This window comes from Syntrophobotulus glycolicus DSM 8271, from assembly GCF_000190635.1.
Taxonomy (GTDB): Bacteria; Bacillota; Desulfitobacteriia; order Desulfitobacteriales; family Syntrophobotulaceae; genus Syntrophobotulus; species Syntrophobotulus glycolicus.
In genome coordinates this window covers 1,310,734-1,329,975 of record NC_015172.1, presented here as the reverse complement: position 1 = coordinate 1,329,975, position 19,242 = coordinate 1,310,734, and the positions used below count along the sequence as shown (strand labels likewise).

20 protein-coding genes and 1 riboswitch are annotated in these 19,242 nt (G+C 44.8%); of the genes, 4 read left to right on the top strand and 16 right to left on the bottom strand.

The features are described 5' to 3' along the window. Positions 1-103 precede the first annotated feature (103 nt). From SGLY_RS06680 to SGLY_RS17080, 15 genes are all read right to left on the bottom strand, one after another. Positions 104-1,006 (bottom strand): sirohydrochlorin cobaltochelatase, encoded by a 903-nt coding sequence (locus SGLY_RS06680; protein ID WP_013624512.1) that lies wholly within the window; start codon positions 1,004-1,006, stop codon positions 104-106. A gap of 243 nt (positions 1,007-1,249) precedes the next feature. After that, positions 1,250-1,431: riboswitch (cobalamin riboswitch) on the bottom strand. 169 nt (positions 1,432-1,600) lie between these two features. Then, complete coding sequence (locus tag SGLY_RS06675; RefSeq protein WP_013624511.1) at positions 1,601-2,086, bottom strand: hypothetical protein; 486 nt, start codon at positions 2,084-2,086, stop codon at positions 1,601-1,603. 83 nt (positions 2,087-2,169) lie between these two features. Continuing rightward, on the bottom strand, positions 2,170-3,201 hold the full coding sequence (locus SGLY_RS06670; protein WP_013624510.1) for a helix-turn-helix domain-containing protein: 1,032 nt from the start codon (positions 3,199-3,201) through the stop codon (positions 2,170-2,172). A gap of 484 nt (positions 3,202-3,685) precedes the next feature. Beyond that, positions 3,686-4,885, bottom strand: a complete 1,200-nt coding sequence (locus SGLY_RS06665) for a DUF4179 domain-containing protein (RefSeq protein WP_013624509.1) — start codon at positions 4,883-4,885, stop codon at positions 3,686-3,688. A 2-nt stretch (positions 4,886-4,887) separates the two neighbouring features. After that, a complete protein-coding gene (locus SGLY_RS06660) occupies positions 4,888-5,463 on the bottom strand; it encodes a sigma-70 family RNA polymerase sigma factor (RefSeq protein ID WP_013624508.1) in 576 nt (191 codons plus the stop codon). A 678-nt stretch (positions 5,464-6,141) separates the two neighbouring features. Then, positions 6,142-6,948, bottom strand: coding sequence for an energy-coupling factor transporter transmembrane component T family protein (locus SGLY_RS06655; protein WP_013624507.1), 807 nt, complete (start codon positions 6,946-6,948; stop codon positions 6,142-6,144). A gap of 1 nt (position 6,949) precedes the next feature. Then, on the bottom strand, positions 6,950-7,804 hold the full coding sequence (locus SGLY_RS06650) for an energy-coupling factor transporter ATPase (RefSeq protein WP_013624506.1): 855 nt from the start codon (positions 7,802-7,804) through the stop codon (positions 6,950-6,952). Further along, positions 7,795-8,628, bottom strand: coding sequence for an energy-coupling factor transporter ATPase (locus tag SGLY_RS06645; protein ID WP_013624505.1), 834 nt, complete (start codon positions 8,626-8,628; stop codon positions 7,795-7,797). The genes SGLY_RS06650 and SGLY_RS06645 overlap by 10 nt, the downstream gene beginning before the upstream one ends. Positions 8,629-8,693: 65 nt before the next feature. Further along, on the bottom strand, positions 8,694-8,972 hold the full coding sequence (locus tag SGLY_RS18640) for an energy coupling factor transporter S component ThiW (protein ID WP_427916611.1): 279 nt from the start codon (positions 8,970-8,972) through the stop codon (positions 8,694-8,696). A gap of 136 nt (positions 8,973-9,108) precedes the next feature. Further along, positions 9,109-9,726: a flavin reductase family protein gene (locus SGLY_RS06640; RefSeq protein ID WP_013624504.1), complete on the bottom strand. Its 618-nt coding sequence runs from the start codon at positions 9,724-9,726 to the stop codon at positions 9,109-9,111. Between the two features lie 33 nt (positions 9,727-9,759). Beyond that, a complete protein-coding gene (locus SGLY_RS17885) occupies positions 9,760-9,933 on the bottom strand; it encodes a Trm112 family protein (RefSeq protein WP_013624503.1) in 174 nt (57 codons plus the stop codon). A 31-nt stretch (positions 9,934-9,964) separates the two neighbouring features. Next, on the bottom strand, positions 9,965-10,768 hold the full coding sequence (gene thiM, locus SGLY_RS06630) for a hydroxyethylthiazole kinase (protein WP_013624502.1): 804 nt from the start codon (positions 10,766-10,768) through the stop codon (positions 9,965-9,967). 2 nt (positions 10,769-10,770) lie between these two features. Next, positions 10,771-11,466 (bottom strand): class I SAM-dependent methyltransferase, encoded by a 696-nt coding sequence (locus SGLY_RS06625; protein WP_013624501.1) that lies wholly within the window; start codon positions 11,464-11,466, stop codon positions 10,771-10,773. Between the two features lie 465 nt (positions 11,467-11,931). Beyond that, complete coding sequence (locus SGLY_RS06620; RefSeq protein ID WP_013624500.1) at positions 11,932-12,387, bottom strand: hypothetical protein; 456 nt, start codon at positions 12,385-12,387, stop codon at positions 11,932-11,934. Between the two features lie 154 nt (positions 12,388-12,541). Continuing rightward, on the bottom strand, positions 12,542-13,681 hold the full coding sequence (locus tag SGLY_RS17080; protein ID WP_013624499.1) for an AAA family ATPase: 1,140 nt from the start codon (positions 13,679-13,681) through the stop codon (positions 12,542-12,544). Between the two features lie 216 nt (positions 13,682-13,897). Between SGLY_RS17080 and SGLY_RS06605 the strand changes: the two genes are divergently transcribed. The 4 genes from SGLY_RS06605 (at position 13,898) to SGLY_RS06590 (ending at position 18,230) form a co-directional block, all read left to right on the top strand. Continuing rightward, positions 13,898-15,643, top strand: a complete 1,746-nt coding sequence (locus SGLY_RS06605; protein ID WP_242822988.1) for an ABC transporter substrate-binding protein — start codon at positions 13,898-13,900, stop codon at positions 15,641-15,643. A gap of 84 nt (positions 15,644-15,727) precedes the next feature. Continuing rightward, the gene (locus SGLY_RS06600; protein ID WP_013624496.1) at positions 15,728-16,711 is read left to right on the top strand and encodes an ABC transporter permease; all 984 of its coding nucleotides are present in this window, start codon (positions 15,728-15,730) and stop codon (positions 16,709-16,711) included. Beyond that, a complete protein-coding gene (locus tag SGLY_RS06595) occupies positions 16,704-17,570 on the top strand; it encodes an ABC transporter permease (RefSeq protein WP_013624495.1) in 867 nt (288 codons plus the stop codon). The genes SGLY_RS06600 and SGLY_RS06595 overlap by 8 nt, the downstream gene beginning before the upstream one ends. A gap of 21 nt (positions 17,571-17,591) precedes the next feature. Beyond that, a complete protein-coding gene (locus SGLY_RS06590) occupies positions 17,592-18,230 on the top strand; it encodes an ABC transporter ATP-binding protein (RefSeq protein ID WP_013624494.1) in 639 nt (212 codons plus the stop codon). Between the two features lie 217 nt (positions 18,231-18,447). On the opposite strand, the gene SGLY_RS06585 is transcribed toward SGLY_RS06590, so the two are convergent. Continuing rightward, on the bottom strand, positions 18,448-18,963 hold the full coding sequence (locus SGLY_RS06585) for a hypothetical protein (protein ID WP_041444708.1): 516 nt from the start codon (positions 18,961-18,963) through the stop codon (positions 18,448-18,450). Between the last annotated feature and the right edge of the window lie 279 nt (positions 18,964-19,242).

Genomic DNA, 19,242 nt, shown 5'->3' with positions numbered 1-19,242 from the left:
TATCATTCTCCTGAGATCAAGTCTTGTCGCCGTGGGATCCCAAAGGTATGAAACGACTCTTCCGGCCGGCTGAAAAACCGGCCGGAAGTCATATTTTCTTTCATTACTGGGCTATCGTTTCGCCCGCATGTTTGACGATCAGATTCTGAATACCCGTAAACTGGCCCAGGCCCTTGATGACGCATTCGACCTCAAAGCCCGCCTTCTCGAATTCGGTCTTCCAGGAACCTTCTTCGTCGCCGGCCATATCATTGTTGGCGTGGTCGCCCGCTACGATCATGAGCGGCTCCAGCACTACCTTTTTGGCCCCGGAAGCTTTCACAAGGGCAATCACGTCTTCCAAAGCGGGCTCCGCCTCAACTGTCCCCACGAAGTAGTTGTCTTGACCGGCATCAGTCAGGAACTGCTGAACCTTCCCGTAGGTGGCATTGGCCTGATGCTCGGTGCCGTGGCCCATGAACACGACGGCCGTTCCATCAACATCATAGGCTTTTGTTTCCGCAGTGAGGACCGAAACAAGCTCCTTGTAATCATCGTCGGTGCTCAGCAGTGATTTACCAAGCTTGAAGCTGTCGAACTTATCCTGATAGGTATTGACTTCGGCGATGACGTCATCGTACTCAAAACCGCTCATGACATGGGTAGGCTGGATGACGACCTTTTTCACGCCGTCGGCCACCAGACGGTCCATCGCTTGTTTCACATTGTCAATTTCGATTTTGTCGCGCTCCTTGAGCTTATCGATAATGATCTGGCTCGTGAAGGCACGCCGGACTTCATAGTCCGGATACGCCGTCTGCAGCGCCTTTTCGATCCCGCCTATAGACAAATCTCGGTTGTCATTGTAGCTGGTGCCGAAGCTGACAACCAGCAGAACCGGTTTTGAGGAATTGGCCGCGGAGCTTGTCCCGGACGGACTGGCCGCCTTTGAGCAACCCGCTGCCGTCAGCAGGCATAGGGACAGGGTAAGCAGCAGAGTTGAGATTTTTTTAGCGTGTTTGTTCATTTTCCATTCTCCCTTTTCCATTCTCCCTTTTTGTTGTTTATGCTTTTATCGCTGATGAGAAAATTCAACCGACATTCTCACCGGCAAAAACAAAACCGAGACAAGAAAAAAACGTCTGCACTCATCTTGCAGACGTAAGTTTATGTACGAAACCGCGACATGCCTCTGTCCATAAAAGGGCAGACATGTCCTCTTCGCATTTATGACCCCGGTAGTCCGCAGGGCTATATGCACCGCGCGAAAAAGCGCAGTAGGAAACAGGCAAGTATTCTGACTTATCGCCCGCGTTCCCTTCAAAAACGCAGCCCTTGGCGCCTTCCCGGAATCTCTTCCAGTGACTTATGCCAAATGCATTGGCGAATTACAGCAACGGCCTTGCGTGGGATTCACACCCAACTTCCATGACCTGTATCCGATATTCAATTTGAGCCCAGTATAGCACCGCGGAAATCGTCTTGTCAATGCCGGAATTGAATCAAGGGCGTTTGACCGTTGAGTAACAATACCATCTCCTCATGCGTAACCTAACCGGCTGCTTCTCATATTGGTAACCTCCCTTGGCATAGCCTAATGCTTCAGAGGGAAGGTACTTCCTCATCGTTTTTTGCTTGGGTTAGAGGTTGATTTTGTTTTAGCTAAAATTGCACTTGCACAAAGTTCAGTCAACGGCTCACCGATCGCAGCTTTGTAATTAAACCCTAGCAATTGTATCGCTTTCAAAGTATCTACACTAATAAGCTCTTTCAGTTGTTCAAAGGTCTCAATAGGCGCAGTAGAGTTCATTATCTTTAAGATTTCCAAAATACGTTCAACAGTATTATGGAGATGCTTGATATCTTCATCACTAATTTGAATTCTATCCAATTCAACTTTATAGACCTGAGCAATCCTGACAGCTTCTTCTCTCTCAGAAATCAGCTCATTAATAATTTCATCGTAGGTGGATCGTACTTTCTCAATATTTTTTTCGTCTTTAATCGTTTTAATTTTTGTATTTACCGCTGACGCCGTCCCTTTAACGGCCAATGCCGCAAGGGATGTTCCCATCTCAAGTAAAGCAGCTGGATAAGCAGAATCCATTTCAATCCCTCCTCTATGTTGGATACAATTATTTTACCACACAAAGGAAGCGGGCTAGATTCGCAATCGACTTATTTCTTTCATCATCCCACCAAATCTCTCCATTGTTGGTTTCCCTTCAGATACGCATAAGTTTCTTCATCCCGAAATCCTTTCATCAGGTCTTCTCGGACTTCTATAAGATATTCCGCGTCTATCACTTTAAACTCCATATGCGAATAAAGAGATGATTTGGTAAAAGCACATATACTCTCGAGGTTGGCAAGCATCCGCTCCATAATGTACAGGGTTTCCGCCTCGTTTTTTTCCAGTACCGCCAATTCAAGTGCCGGGGAAATCTCATGATACTCGCCAAATTCAAAAAGGCGGGCCAATTTCTGTATTTTATCAACCAGCATATGAGCTTTATTTCGTTCATTCTCTTTCATCGCCAGCATGTAGATGTCGCGCAAGGTCATATTCAGATTCTGGTACCCGGCATAGAGCAGCTCTTCAAACATTTTGTATGCATCTTCCTGCCTCCCGGTCTTGCTGTAAATCATAGCTTGTCTTCGCTTACGCTCTGGATTTTCTTGAGAAAAACAGGTGAGACACTGCCCTGCCTGCTCGTATTGCTCTCTGTTCATGTAGAAATAGTACAGTGATTCGGCAGCAGCGTTCCTCATCCCTTGATCGTCACTTTCCAGCGCGCGCTTATAGCAGTCCAAGATGTAGGCGTCATATTTTTCTCCATCAGGAAGTCCCGTCATTTGCCGGTGACTGTCAAATATCCGGGCCATCCAAAGAATCAAATAGTTGCAGTTTGGATACTCGACGAGACATTGTTTTATCCATTGAAATACCTCGTCCAAAGGTTCTGTTTTTAGTTTTTTATTTGCTTCCTCCACCAACCGGTTGGCTTCCGCATCGGAAAGCTCTTTTTCATGGGACAACAACGTATCTATGGAAATATTCAGCAATCTGGCGATAGGCGATAGTAAGGAAATATCCGGCAGGGAATAGCCATTTTCCCATTTGTTCACCGCGGGAGCGGTCACCCCAAGGCGTTTTGCCATTTCCTCTTGCGTTAGATTTTTATCTTTGCGGTATTTTCTAATGACGTTACCCACTCGCATAATCGTTTCCTCCCACTGGCTTTCTTCCCTTAGAATATATCATGCGCCGGGTAATTTAACAATTGAGCATTGGTTAACCATCAGGAAAATAAGATGAGTGTTGTTCATGTTATAATGAAGATTTTCTTGACAACGATCGCTTCTTCATTAATCTCCAGATCATAGAGTTCGCGTTTTTCTCCAGTCGGTCTTTCTTGACCAATCTATAACCACATGGAGCAATCCCTCCGTGGAATCTTCCTTCCTGGACGATCTGCCCTTCCTTGTCTTGCTCGGAAATCCAGTGGTATAAAAAAGGACCAGGATATCATAAAAATCCTGGCCTTTTTTACACGGTGAAAGGCCCATGCGATGCGGTTTTTCCCCATGACGCCTTTCTTATCTAAAATTTTGAGATGTTCGGTAATAAAAGATCCCTATCCCCTTTGGTTTTTGTACTCATTATCCGCAGTTGGATTGATAACGCTCCTCTTTTACAATATTCTTATTTTACAGCGCTGATGTCGACGGCAATCTGCTTCATCGGCCACTCCCCGGCCGCGGTTCCTTCCGGCAGACTTTCATATGGAAGCGCTGTCTCCTTTCCATTTTCATCAATTGCCACCCCGCCGCCCTGGGGCTGAACCAGTTTCAAAGTCGGTGTGATAAACAGGATTTTGGCCTTGGGATCCAACCGGTTAAGGGTAAGGACATTTTCCACCTGAAACACTTCTCCCTTGATCTTTCCGTGTCCACCATTTTCCTGATACGTATAGACGTTGCCTAAATCGTCCTTGATTTCCCAGTCCACCTGCCCGGCATCCAGGACCAGGTTGCCGGAAGCTTCATAGCCGGGAGTTTCCTCCGTATAATATAGAATTGTATTGATTGGGGTGACGGAGAGGCGCTTTAAGCTGATCGTTACATTCTGCGCCCTGTCCTGGTTTTCCGCAATGTCCACCGCTTCATTATCCAGTGCCTTCAGGGTTGCACTGTAACTCAGCTTGCAGGGCGTGGTCTCATTTTGATCCATCCCGGCATTTTCATCTCTCCCGGTTATGCCGGAAACACGCCAGCGGAAGGAAATGGAATCCCTGTCTTCCTGTTCCTTTTCGCTGAAGAATGTATAGTTGCTCTGCCCCACATAAAGACCGGGACCAACCTTTTTCAGCTGCTCGCTCCCCCCAACTCCCTGAGTGAAGAAGCCGACATTGATGTCACTGTCTAAATACGGGATTTCTCCGAAATCTTTTTCCGTTTTTATGGTATACGTCAGGGATAGGGTTCTTCCGTCATAGACACCCTGATTCAGCGTCACCTCGATGCCGTTATCCGCCTTTACCATGTCCAGATTCAGGGCGCTTGCGGTATACAAATCATAAACGCCCGTCCGCCCCCCGTCCAGAAACCGGAAAATATCGCCGACAATGGGAACTTCCTTGGCATAAGCGGGAAAGGCCAGCCCGAAGCCGCAGAGCCCCACGGACATAACCGCGATTGCGGCCGCAGCAGCCACAAATGTCCTTTTTTTTCTTTTTTTCCCGCCGCCTGAGCTGCCGGATTCTCCGGTGCTTTTGGCCACTCTCTCCCTGACCATCTGTTTTACCCTCGCTTTTTCCAGTTCATCGACTTCCGCCTCTTTAAAATCGTTCAGATCAATATCCATGTCGTTAAAGAACTCGTAGATATCCTTTGTATCCTTCATTTTTAATTGCCTCCTTCTCCGAAGCTCATGACGCCTTGCACCAGTTGTTTTTTGCTCCTGTAAATACGATTATCCACAGCGGACTTGGTAAGTCCTAACTTTTGGGATATTTCTTCCGAGGGCATACCCCAGAAAAATTTCATAATGAAGATATCGCGGTCGGTGGGAGAAAAAAGATTCAGCATCTTTTCCACCTCTCTGGCACTTTCTTTCAAAAGAACTTGTTCCTCCGCCGATTTTTCCGGCAGAAACAGGCCAGTCTTCTCCTGATCGGAGGAGGGAATTTCCATGCACTTTTTTTCCCGGCGGTAAAAGTCTACCGCCCTGTATTTGGCGACTGCGCAGAGCCACCGGCGAAAGTCTTCCTCGCTCTCCCCTTGAAATTTTTTCGCGTTATACCAGACGGCAAGAAAGACATCGCTGATGCATTCCTCCGCCAGCTCCCGGCTGCCGACGGGAAGCAGAATCCGGTTGACAATGCCCTTGACCAAAGGAAAGTATTCGTCCATGATGAATTCCAGGGCGTCTTCTTTGCTGTTTTTTAACCGCTCTATATAATTTTCCTTATCGGTCTTCATCGTTTTCCCCTTTTCTTTTGCCTTGTAAAAGCTTTTACAATCTATCTAACGAAGAAAAAAGCAATTTTTCGCAAAATATATGAAAAAAATTAATAGGAATACGATACTTCCTTTCGGAAGCTATTCGAAAAAAAGAAAGACTTCACCCCAACAACGGCAAAATCTTATGTGAACAAGCCCAAAATCGTCAAGGAGTGAAGTCTTTCGGTTTTATGGATTTTATGGATTTCATAAATTTTATGAATTTCATGTAAAATATTGCGAAACTGCAAGCATGGCTTCAATATATGGAATATTCCAAAAGACAGCAGCCGAAAAATAACTGAAATACTTTTCCGCATAAGAATCATACTGTGAGGTGTGCAAAATTTCAAGTATTGTGCTAATATCTTAGATCAAAAACCAGTTTTCCGGCTAATTATGTGCAAATTTTTAATTAATGCACGGTTATTTTGAATATATTTCCATAATTTTTAAACATTACTTCAATTTTTGCACACCTTACTGCAAAATGCCTTCAACCTTATGCGATAAGGCGGGGTTTTAGTTCATATAATCAAACTAATACGCACCATTAAATAAATGCGCAACACAGCATATCACAAGGGTAATGTCCTTCTTCTTCTTTCAGAGTGTCCTTAACCCTTATCTTCTCAATCTGTCGGCTTTATGTTCCAATCAGAAAAGTATTCCTCTGGACTGCAAAATTACCAAGGTAAGGAAAGAAGCAGCCAACAAGGAAGCAATAAAATCTTTTGACTCCAATTTCAACTCAGCCATTTTGGTACGATTATTACCGCCGCTATAGCATCTGGCCTCCATTGCCATGGCAAGCTCACTGGCCCTTCTAAACGTACCTACAAACAAAGGAATTAATAATGGAAGTAAGTTTTTTGCTCTTGTATATAAATTTCCACTGGAGAAATTAGCGCCTCTGGCTATTTGCGCTTTGGATATTTTATCTATTTCTTCAGCAAAGGTCGGTATAAAGGCTATTGCAAGGTTAAATAGCAAGGCTATTTCATGAGTGCGAAGGCCTACTTTTTTCAATGGGCTTAGCAGTTTTTCCAATCCGTCCGTTAGTTTTATTGGCTTTGTTGTCAAAGTCAACATTATTGACCCTATAATTAGCAGGAGTAATCTGATGCCAACGAAAAGAGTACGCACTATTCCTTCTTGTGTTACTTTGATAAACCCGATTTGAAAGAGAACTATGCTTCCATTCGTCATGAATATATTGCTGCCTAAAGTTAGAACAATCACCAGCACAAGTGGCTTAAACCCATCAATAATAGATTTCACAGGGATTTTAGAAGCTAATATAATAAGAATGAGAAATGCCACAGCTGTAATATAACCGCTAAAGCTGTTTATAAAAAACAACCCTGCAATATACATCAAGATAGATATAATTTTTGTTCTTGGATCCAACTCATGAATAAAGGAATCCGTTGGATAGTATTGCCCTAAAGTAATATTCTGCATTTTAATTACTCCTTAACAATTGGAATAACTCTTTTTCCACATCATCTACTGTCATAGCACTTGTATTGACGTTTTTTCCTCTTTTCTTTAATTTCCTTAATAGAACCATCGCGGGCGGAAGCCCCAGACCTATACTCTCAATCAGGTCAGCTTCCTGGTAAACTTCGCTTGGTGAGCCTGTCAATGCAACCTTTCCTTTATCCATCACAATGATTTTATCAGCAAACTCGGCCACATCCCCCATATTGTGCGAAACCAAAATGGTTATATTCTTCTCTGCGACATGAACTTGTTTAAGCATTTGAAGTATTTCTTTATGTGCTTTGGGATCAAGACCTGCTGTTGGTTCATCAAGGATAAGAATTTCCGGCTTCATTGCTATGACACCGGCAATTGCCACCTTCCTCTTCTGTCCCCCGCTTAATTCAAATGGTGATCGGTCTTTAATCTCTTCATAATCAAGGGCTACAAGCGAAATGGCTTCCTTCACTCTATTTTCTGTTTCCGCTTCCGAAAGCCCCAGGTTTTGAGGGCCAAAGGCTATGTCATGATAAACAGTATCCGCAAATAGTTGATACTCCGGAAATTGGAATACTAAACCTATTTTTCGCCTTATGTCGTTAATAACTACGCCCTTGTCGAAAATATCAATATCGTTTATTACAATTCTCCCGGATTTAGGCTTCAGCAAACCGTTAATATGCTGAATGAGTGTAGATTTACTTGATCCGGTATGCCCAATAATACCAACAAATTCATTATCAGATATTTCAAAACTTACACAATCCAATGCCACTGTCTCATTTGGAGTTCCCTCAGCATATACATGCGATAAATTTTCAACTTTTATTGACATAAAAAATTCACCATCTCATCAATACTAATAATATCTGCCGGTATATTGACCCCTCTCTTGTGCAATCGCTGTGTCAGTTCTGCTGCCAAAGGAATCTCCAGTCCAAATTCCTTTACTTTGTCCACCTGGGTAAATATATCCTTAGGCGTCCCATCAAGCTGAACAGTCCCTCTATCCATAATAATCAATCTATCTGCCAAGACAGCTTCATCCATGAAATGAGTGATTAAAACCACAGTGATCCCTTCTTCTTTATTCAGCTTTGTTATAATATTCATAACATCTTTTTTTCCCTGAGGATCCAACATAGCTGTGGACTCATCAAAAATAATGCAATCCGGTTTCATGGCAATAACACCTGCTATTGCCACCTTTTGCTTCTGACCGCCGGATAATAACTGCGGAGCCCTTTTTTTATGATTTTCCATATTGACTAACTTAAGTGCTTCATTGACTCTTTCCCTGATTTCCGACGGCTTGATGCCGAGATTTTCAGGGCCAAAAGCAACATCATCCTCCACACACGTGGACACCAATTGGCTGGTCGGGTCTTGAAACACCATTCCGGCAGCTTGTCTGATCTCCCACAGCTTACTCCGGTTTGTAATGTCAAGCCCTTTTACATATACCTTACCGCCGCTGGGCAGAAGCAATGCGTTCATGTTTCTTGCTATAGTCGATTTGCCTGACCCATTCTGCCCAAGTATCGCCACAAATTCCCCTTTTTTGATATCAATGCTGACATTGTCAATGGCTCTCAAGTTATTTTCTTCTTCGCCTATGTACTCAAATACAAGGTTTTCAATCCGAATAATATTATCCATGCCTACCACCCACAAACCTAATATACTTTACAGCCTTGTGTCGATGTTGCTTCAAGTATTCTATCTTAGCTTGACAAGCTGTCACTTTTTTCTTTTTTATTGTCCCACGCTTTTATTTTATTGAGAACTTTTGCTTTCTTAAGCGCAATCAGAAGCAGAACACCTAAAGTTCCACCCATAGCGGATGATGGGGTAAAAAACGGGATATAGAAGTAAAACGGAGTTTCAGGTGCAAGTCCATAAAAAGCTTTCATGACAGGAACGGAAATAATTGCACTGATTACACCAGTCCCAATGACCTCGCCGACAAGTGCAAAGATGAATTTATTGGAAATTTTATGAATGTAGACAGTACATACCCTAGCGATGCCAAAAGTGCGATTACAATAATTTTATAAGTTCTTGAATAAATCATTTTTTTTAATCTCCTTTAAGTTAAAATACTATTTGTTTTCTTTCATTTATTTGTTAATCAGATTACTATTTTTTGCTCTTCTTTTTGAGCACTTCTGGGGAAGCTATCGAGTATCCTAAGAATCCCAGATGCTCTCCGAGTTCATAATAATCTCCATCGTTGTATGATATCAGGCCAAATTTTTTAAAATCCGCTTTACCGTTTTCATCGAGGATATCAGAATCCGCTTCAACTGAAACCACCTCACCTATGAAAACCTCATAGCTTCCTGCCTTAGCTACATTTACCAATTTGCAGCCTATTGATATCGGTGCTTCCGCAATTGCATGAGCAATTGAAAGGTTCTTAATGGGTACAGGCGTAAGATTGCATTCCTTAAATTTGTCATAATCTCTTCCTGATTTTACTCCACACCAGTCCGTTGCAAAGCATAGATCTCTGCCAACCATGTTTATCACGTACTCCCCTGATTGTTTTATCTGCGAATAAGAAAATCGTACACTCTTTAAAGAGATGCATAACAACGGAGGAACTGTACTCAATGTGCTCGTCATAGCGATGGAAATGATATTGTCCTTATCATAAGGCGCCTCAGTTCCTTTGCATGAAACCAGTATAGCTGGTGACGGTGAAAGTATTGTAGAAGAAATTTTCAAGTTCACTTTTTCTTTATTTTGTCCCATTATTTTATCCTTCAAATAAAATTTTCTATCCTTCTAAACATCCAACTTCTTTGCTTTATCTGCCAATAGTTCAGGTATGCCGTTTTGGATTGGGTATGCCTGCCGGGTACGTGGGTTGTACAGATAATCCTGTCCCTCTTTCCACAATAATTCTCCTTTATCCACTGGGTCCACAAGTATGTTCAGTAGCAAAGCATTAACTGCCATTATTTCTCACCTCCCGATACATTTTTATCCTTTAATATTTGATTCCAATCGTTGAAAGCTGATCGAGAAACGCAACGGTAAAGCTTCCTGTACCTAAAGCTTCCTTAGCTGCCCGTTCACCTGCTGCAGCATATATAACCGAAGCCGCAGTAGCAGCACTAAGCGGGGTCTTAGTTACCGGGAGAAACGCTGCAATTACCGCTCCCAGCGAGCAACCTGTTCCGGTAACCTTTGTCATTATCTCATGTCCGCCAGGAACACTGATGACAATTTTCCCATCTGTAATATAATCTATCTCTCCGCTGATCGCTACAACCGCACCTGTTTCCTCTGCCAGTTTCTTAGCAGCAGGTAGTGCTTCAATAGAAGACGCAGTAGAATCCGCTCCCTTTGCATTTCCTTTGGCTCCTGACGTAGCAAGAATTTCAGAGGCATTCCCACGTATTACAGAAGGTTTGAATTTCAAAAGTTCTTCAATTATATTTGTTCTGTATTCCAATGCTCCAACTGCTACCGGATCCAATACCCATGGAGTTTTGGCTTCATATGCGGCGGAAGCAGCATTAATCATAGCCTCAGCATCCACTCTTGTAACCGTGCCTACATTGATCAACAGACCCTGCGCAACCCGGGCAAAATCAGCTGTCTCCTCAGCTGCCAATACCATTGCCGGTGAGGCCCCAACTGCAAGAACTACATTCGCAGTAAAGTTTGTCACTACTACATTTGTGATGCAGTGGGTAAGTGGAACGCTGCTGCGCAATTTCCTAAGATCTTCAATGACTTCTGCATTCGGCCATGATACACTTTTTGTAATTTGTTCCCCTTCTCCCATTCCTAATTTTCTCCTTTATCTTTTACTGCAACAATTCCAAGTATGTCCGGCAGATCTTTTTCACCGCCTTCGGCAACTCTATCCAGTCTGAATCCAGCATTCAAAATCGTGTTCAGGATATCTTCCAATGGCCGGTTCCAAGCACCTACCCTCCCCCTAATCGGACTGTTGAAATGTGATGGCTGCAGGTAGTGACTGGACCGATATCCGGGATGTTGTATAACCGAGCCATCAGCTTGTATCTCCGCATACCCGCCGTTAAAGCACGGATGTGTTCCGATTTCCACATATCTGCCACCAGGTTTGAGTACACGGTAAATCTCATTTATTACACCCTGCAAATCGTCATACTCAGTAGTTGTAAAAGTGGTATAAACTACAGGGATTGAATTTGATGCTATCGGTAGATTTGTAACATCGGCTTGAGCGACCGGCAGCCTACCTGATGCAATCTTAAGCTGATCTGCTGAAAGATCAACCCCAACAGGACTATAACCAAGATTTCTGACGCGTTCGGCTACGATACCGGTACCGCATCCTATGTCAAGTGCCAGCCCCTCACCCTTTCCAAGCAATTCCTCAAGTAGATCGTGAGAACGGTTTTTCAGCCCTCCACGCTTACCGGGATCATTCATTACTCCATCGTACCAGTCAGCAATTCCTTCATAACGGGATACTCTTGCAGTAATCTTACCCATATTCATTCACCTCATAAACATATATTTGTTTCCTTACAACCAAGCACTATTGAAGGTCAAATTGACAAAAAGAAGCGAGCTTTATTGAGTACAATAAGGCTCGCCTCTAATTTTTTTAGCCAGTAAGCAGCATTAGTATCCATATTTTTTTAAAATGTAAACATCAAAAGCTTTTATTCTAGATCTTTTGCAAAAATAGATCTTTTAATTATTCCGATATGGAATGATTCTCAATTCTTTATAATCCCTATCGTTTTAGTATGCTTTGATTAACACAATTATATTCTGACATAATATCGCTGTCAATACTTTGAGAAAAGGAATATATTTATGTGAATCGCAAAAGATTTAAGAGAATTAATTGGTAATACTCCACTGGCTAACTTAACGAGATTTAAAAATTCAGATGCTGAAATTATCGCAAAATTGGAATTTGTAATCTATTGCTCATATCCTCTTTTTTGCTCAGTAATTTTGCGAAACGATATTATAAAGACCCGATTTCCTTCCAACATCTTTATTATAGGCTATTATAAAAAAATGATCATGAATATCATTGGGGACAGTCCAAACAAATTCAACAACCTCCTGGTTAACCAGAATTTCTTCAATCAATTGTTGTTGTTTATAAGTCTCTGATCCAGTTGGTACTTTAAACAGTTCGACACTCGTGCAATTGCCAGTTAACGTCATCATAACTTTTACTTGTCGATCAAGGGTATACCAATTTGCTTCTTCTTCAATTGTCTTACCATCCATAGTTTTGAATGTTATATCTTTAATGAACGGAGCTTGGTCTTTAAGCAGCTCTTGATATTTTTGTTGATCATCTATAATTTTGTCTTCATCTAATACAGCTGTACTTGAGCAGGCAGTTAAATTAATAAGAATGAACAATAGTAGATATAGTACTTTTTTCATGTATTTCACCTCTTGATCTGACCAATTGGACGGTTACTCATTACGGAGAAAAAATCCAATAGATATTTCCTGCCGTCTTGCATCGAAACCATATCTTTTTTCTCTTTTCATCTGCCCGAACTGGTATCTTAACAATTCTTCCCCAAGAATAATATTAATTACAAAAACATTCTTTCACAACTTCTTCATAAGCAAAGAAGATATCTTTTAGTTTATTACAATTAAAAATATCTTCTTTTTCCCATAGTAGTTTATCTATATAACTATTTTTAGGGACGACTGTTTTTATTTCATTTATTTCAAGATTAAATTTTTTGAATACTTCTTGTTTCTCAAGAAATCTTCGGCGCATTCCCACATTAATCTTCTGATTTGCAGTAAGAAATCCCATAGAGTACAAAGTCCAAATATTCTCGCAAGCTTCGCTATTTTTTAATAGGTCACATATCAAGCCCATACCATGAAATGCATGATTATGCTGTCCTACCGGAATTATAACATCTGTACTGCAAAGCAAAATTTCCCTTTGAATATTAGTATCCAAGCCCCTGCCACAGTCGCAAACTATATATTCATACTCATTTTCTTTAGCTGTAGAATGAAGCAATTTTTTTAAATCTGTTCTTCCAAAAGATATTGATTGGTGTAAAGCAATCTCTTCCAATTCACTTAAAAAGACAACATTTATATTCTGATGAGAAGGCAAATTGTAAGTTTTAAGTTTTACTGCACAATCCTTTAGTTTATATTGAGCTGCCTTTTTATTTTCTTCTTCTAAACCCAAAAATTCAATAGAATGATTAGATTGAGATGCACTTACACTTAGAACTTTTTTACTCTTAACCTTAGAAATTGCAACGCTAATTGCAGCACTTACAAATGATTTTCCTACACCTCCTGCTGTATTGGCGATCGATACAATCCTAATATTATTTCCTGCTGCTCTCTTGTGATTGTCAGGATTAATCATTTTTTCCGCATCAGATTTCCATTCATGCAAGAGTTTGACAGGATATCTTATTTCATCCTTATCTATTCTGTCAGCACACGAAGCACAAAGCCAGATGGCATTTGAAATTGATTTCCTTTCTTCGGGCGACATATTTTTATTGTAACGAGGTCCTCCTTCTGAGGCAGCTTCAATATGGCATGCCCGCCCAATGGAAACAGCTTTATCATTTTGACTATGCGCGCCTACTGTAACCTTTTCACAAGAAGGATTGCTGCATTGATAAGCACATCTTTGGGCAAGTATCTTTTTTACTTTATTGCTAAAATCATCACGTTTACCCATAATCTATTCCTAACTTTTACTTACAATCATGAGATGATTGTTCATGATCTATTTTATCTGATATTTTAACAAAGGCAAGGCAATGAACTTATCCTCTATGTTAAAAATGATGATCAAGCAATTGAAGAGGTCTTGACTGACTCTTTGGGCGAGAGAGACTGATACCGCGATCCCCCTTAGGAGGATTGCGGTGGTCATCAAATTTTTGGTAAAATTTTGACGATATTCCGAATTCATTGTCTGTTTTTCCCTCCCGGTCAGAAAACTGGAACAACCGGGCTTTTTGACCGGGACATGCTGAAACCGGAATATCGGAACGGAAAACATCAAAAGCACACCAAAAGGAGGATAAGGGAGGATAAAATGAAAAAGAGAATGATCACCTGGCTGCTGCTTTTCGCCTTTGTCTTCGTCGGGGGCTGCGCCGGACAGGGACCGGCGGCTTCAGGCGGGGGAAACAAAGACGGAATTGTCGTCTCGGTCGGAACAACCATCTTCGATGAAAGCCTCGATCCCATCAAGGGCGGCATGAGTTATGGGTATGCCTTCACCAATAGCGCGCTGCTCCGCGTCAACAGCGATTCGGAATATGAGGGCGATATGGCGACACAATGGACAGTCAGCGACGACGCGCTTGTTTATACCTTCAAGCTGAGAGATGGCGTTAAATTCAGCGACGGCTCCGAATTTAACGCTGACGACGTTGTTTTCACCTTTGATACCGTAAAAGCCAATCAAGCCAATAACGCCAATGTCGACCTGACCAAGCTTGCCTCGGCGAAAAAAACGGACGATTCCACGGTTGTGTTTACGCTCAGCGAGCCGTATTCACCGTTCCTTGATACTGTTGCCACTCTGGGCATTGTTCCCAGTGACGGCTATGACTCGGCGGCGTTCGATCAGAAGCCGGTCGGCACCGGTCCGTGGAAGGTCGTACAGTACGACGCCAACCAGCAGATTATCGTCGAACCTAATGAACATTACTATGAGGGTCCTCCGTCCATCAAAAAGGTCACTCTGGTATACATGGATGCCGAAGCGGCTCTTGCCGCGGCGAAATCCGGTCAGCTGGACATTGTCATGGTCGGCGCCAACTATGCTTCCGAAACCGTAAGCGGCATGCATATTCAGCCTTTTGAGACGATGGACATCAGAATGGTGAGCCTGCCTGTGGGTTCCAAGCGGGTCGTCAAAAACGCCGAGGGCGCTGACGTAACTGTCGGCAACGCGGTTACCTCAGACATCAATGTCCGCAAGGCTCTGGCCATCGGCATTGACCGCAAGGCTATTATCCAGGACGCCTTTAACGGTGTCGGCAAGCCGGCTAACGGCTTTACCGGCAATCTGGTCTGGGCGAATCAGGAGACCTATACCGACAACCGGAAGGACGAAGCGGCAAAAGTTCTGGAGAGTGCCGGCTGGGTGGACACTGACGGCAACGGCGTTCGCGAAAAGAACGGTGTTCCCTGCCAGTTTACGGTCTACGCGCCCGGTTCCGATAATGACCGTTTTCTGCTCGCCTCGGCTGTCGCTGAGGACGCCGCGAAGTTCGGCGTTAAAATAGACGTGAAAACCGCCACCTGGGATGAGGTCGGGACACTGCAATATACAAACGGCATCGTTTGGGGCTGGGGGCAATATAATCCGACGGTAATCTATTCACTGTTTCATTCCTCCAGCTTCCTGAACGGCTACAACAATGTCGTCGGGTATCACAACAGCACCGCGGACGCGTCCATGGCCAAAGCGCTGTCCGCCAATAGCCAGGCCGGGGCGATCGCGGCCTGGAAACAGGCGCAGGCGACCGCAAACGCCGATTATCCGTATCTCTATCTTGTGAATATCGAGCACTGCTATTTTGTCAGCGATTCCCTTGACGTTTCGCTCGGCACGCAAATCGCTCATCCGCACGGGCACGGCTCGCCAATCATCTGCAATATGAAAGACTGGACACTGAAGTAAAACATCTGAGGAGCCGGCGGGTCAACCCGCCGGCTCCTCAGCCGAACAGACGCAAGGTAAGCGTTTTTTGAGAGGAATATGAACATGATAAGAACAAAACATATTGCCGGGATATTGGGACGGATGCTTATGCTGCTTTTTGCCGTGAGCATGATCTCGTTCATTCTGATCACCAACTCTCCCATCGACCCGCTTGTCTCGTACGTCGGCACGGAGTCTACCCTCTCTCAGGCCGCAAAGGAGGCCATCACACAGCACTGGGGCCTCAGCGACCCTCTGCCCGAGAGATACCTGACCTGGTTCAAAAACCTGCTTCAGGGAGATTTCGGGACTTCCATCACTTATAAGCGGCCTGTGATCGACGTGATCCAGGACAGGTTTTTTTACTCGGTGGTACTGATGACGATTGCCTGGACACTTTCCGGCATTGTCGGATTTATCGCCGGCATTGCGGCTGGCCTTAAACGAGACAGCGTTTTTGATCGAGCGGTAAAGGTGTTCTGTCTGGGGCTGCAGTCGGCCCCCTCGTTTTGGCTGGGACTTTTGATCTTGAGCTGTTTTTCGGTTTCACTCGGCTGGTTTCCGATCGGAATGGCCGCCCCTATGGGTAAGCTGGCCTCCCAGGTAACGCTGGGCGACCGGGTATATCACCTCGTACTGCCCGCATTCACGCTGACGATTGTCAGTATCAGCAAGATTACACTCTATACCCGTCAAAAGCTCATTGAAATCATGAACAGCGACTTTATCCTATTCGCCAAAGCACGAGGGGAAAATACGCGCCAGCTTGTAACCCGTCATGTAATAAAAAACATCGCCCTGCCTGCGATCACCTTGCAGTTTGCCTCCTTCAGCGAGCTGTTCGGCGGTATGGCGCTGGCCGAGACCGTGTTTTCCTATCCAGGCATAGGCACTGCCACAACAGCCGCCGCCTTAAACGGCGATGTTCCCCTGCTTCTAGGTATCGCGCTGTTCAGCGCCCTGTTCGTCTTTTCCGGCAACTTAATCGCCAACCTCCTTTATGGCGTGGTTGACCCCAGAATAAAGGAGGGCGGCGAATATGTTTAATAAGCTCCTTGCCCTGGCTGCGCCGAGAGTTTCCCGTCCCGCGCTGAACACCAAAACAAAATTGCTGATCCTGGCCGGATTGGCCGGCACATACCTCACCGTTGTGTTTTTCTGGGGACTGTTCATGCCTCCGGAACTGTATGCTGTGCGCTATGCCGACAAATTCATCGCGCCCGGCACGGAACACCTATTCGGAACCGATTTCATGGGCCGTGATATGTTTTACCGCTCTATCAAGGGCTTGTCAACAAGCCTTGTCATCGGTCTGATCGCCTCTGCGGTCAGTTCTGTGATCGGTCTGATCCTCGGCATTGCCTCCGCGCTGCTCGGCGGTAAATTTGACAAATTTGTTTCTTGGCTTGTGGACTGCTGTATTGGCTTGCCCCATCTTGTTCTGCTGATCCTGATCTCCTTTATGCTGGGACGGGGCGCCAAGGGTGTTATGATCGGGGTCGCCCTGACCCATTGGCCGGAGTTGACGCGGCTCGTGCGCGCCGAGGTTTTGCAGCTGCGTTCCAGTCAGTATATCCAGGCCGCCTACAAGCTCGGCAGATCAAGGCTGCAGGTCGCGCGCGAGCATATCGTTCCCCATGTGCTTCCCGTTTATCTGGTCGGTCTTGTGCTCTTATTTCCGCACGCGATTATGCACGAGGCGGCCATCACCTTTTTAGGCTTCGGACTGCCTGCGGAATCCCCCGCGATCGGCGTCATTTTATCTGAGGCCATGAAACATATCTCTACCGGCAAATGGTGGCTCGCCCTTTTCCCGGGGCTTATGCTGCTCATTGCGGTGATCCTGTTCGACGTGATAGGAGACAACCTGAAAAAGCTCCTCAATCCGAACAGCGGCAACGAATAGGAGGGGAGGTCAGATGAGTTCATGCAGCTTGAAGCGAGAAAAATCTGCTTTAACTATGCCGGCAGTTCAAAATGGATCTTAAAGGATGTTGATTTAACCGTAAAGACCGGAGAAAGGCTGGCACTGGTCGGACCGTCCGGTTACGGAAAGAGCACGCTCGCGAAAATCCTCGCCGGCTATCTCCAGCCCAGCGCGGGAACAGTGCTGTGGGACGGAAGTCCCTTGCCTAAAAGGGGATACAGCCCTGTCCAGGTGATCTTTCAGCATCCGGAGCTCTCTGTTGACCCCAGGTGGAAAATGTCCAAAGTATTGACCGAGGGATGGCAGCCTGACCCAGAGCTTTTAACGCTGATGGGCATTGAGGACGGCTGGATGTCACGCTGGCCGGCGGAATTGTCCGGCGGGGAGCTGCAGCGTTTTTGTATCGCGAGAGTGCTCAGCAAGGAGACGAAATGTTTAATCTGCGACGAGATCAGCACGATGCTCGATGTCATTACCCAGGCCCAGATCTGGCAGCTTGTTCTGCGTGTCGCCTCGGCAAACCATTTAGGCATGATTGTCGTCACCCATAATATGGCGCTGGCGCAAAAAGTCTGCGACAGAATCATCGAGCTTCCCGAGCTGAATAAAGCCGCATTAAGATCAGCTGATATGCCATAAACTGTCTCAACGCTTTCTTTGGTGCTCGTCCCGGCGCTCCGCAGGAGAAAGCACAGTGATCTTTCTTTGCCTTCACGGCACCTTCGGGAATTGCAAATGGTTCAATAACCTTAAACATTTGGCCCGATTATTTAAAAAGGCCTATGGAATGGGGCCAAGGGAATATAGAAAGATCCATGGAATAAAGTAGAAAAGGGCTTGACAACGAAGCGCCCTTTCAATCTCTCTGCCCGTGGTGATGGTGCTTATGGCCGCAGTGAGCGGCGGCAATCTTCTCCCCCGCCCCGGTCAGGGCTATGCTGCCCAGCTCCAGCACCGGGGTATTGCCCAAAAAGTTGGGCCGGGAGGACCCTTCCGCCACCGTAGCGCAGAAATACTCGTAGAGCGAGCTTTCCTTGTACTCCTCATAACCATATCCGTCCAGAGGAATGTCATAATCCAGGGTGACAAGGCCCAAGTCTTCCAGCATTTGCAGGAAGACGCCCGCCTCTTTGACCGCTTTCATGTCGTCGTCCGCCGAGCGCAGGAAAACCGGCGCGAGGGCGGTGGAGACAAAAGCCTCCTCCCGGCTATCTTTTACAGTAAACCGGGCCACGGGCAGATAATGGCTATGTCCGAGCTGATGGAGAAATTCCTTTTGTTTTTCCGTTACCTCAATCGGTGCGGCATGGGCCTCGTCTCCGCGGAGGTGCTCATGGTCGTGGCCGCAGCCGCAGTGTTTGTCGTGTGGCATTATTATACTCCTGTTCATTTGGATTGTTAGAACTATCATACACAAATAGAGGAAAGATTTCCACGTCATTGTCATGTTTACCATATAAAACGAAAGAGGCCAACCATAACAATAATCCGATTAATCCTATCATAAAAATGCAGAAGCAATATTCCGAGCTCCCCGGGGTGTTATAGGAACACTCACGACATGTTGTTGATATTCAATGTGTTTTATGCTATGTTAACTTAATATAGTTATATAATGGTCAATAGCCATATTAGCCATATGATACATAAC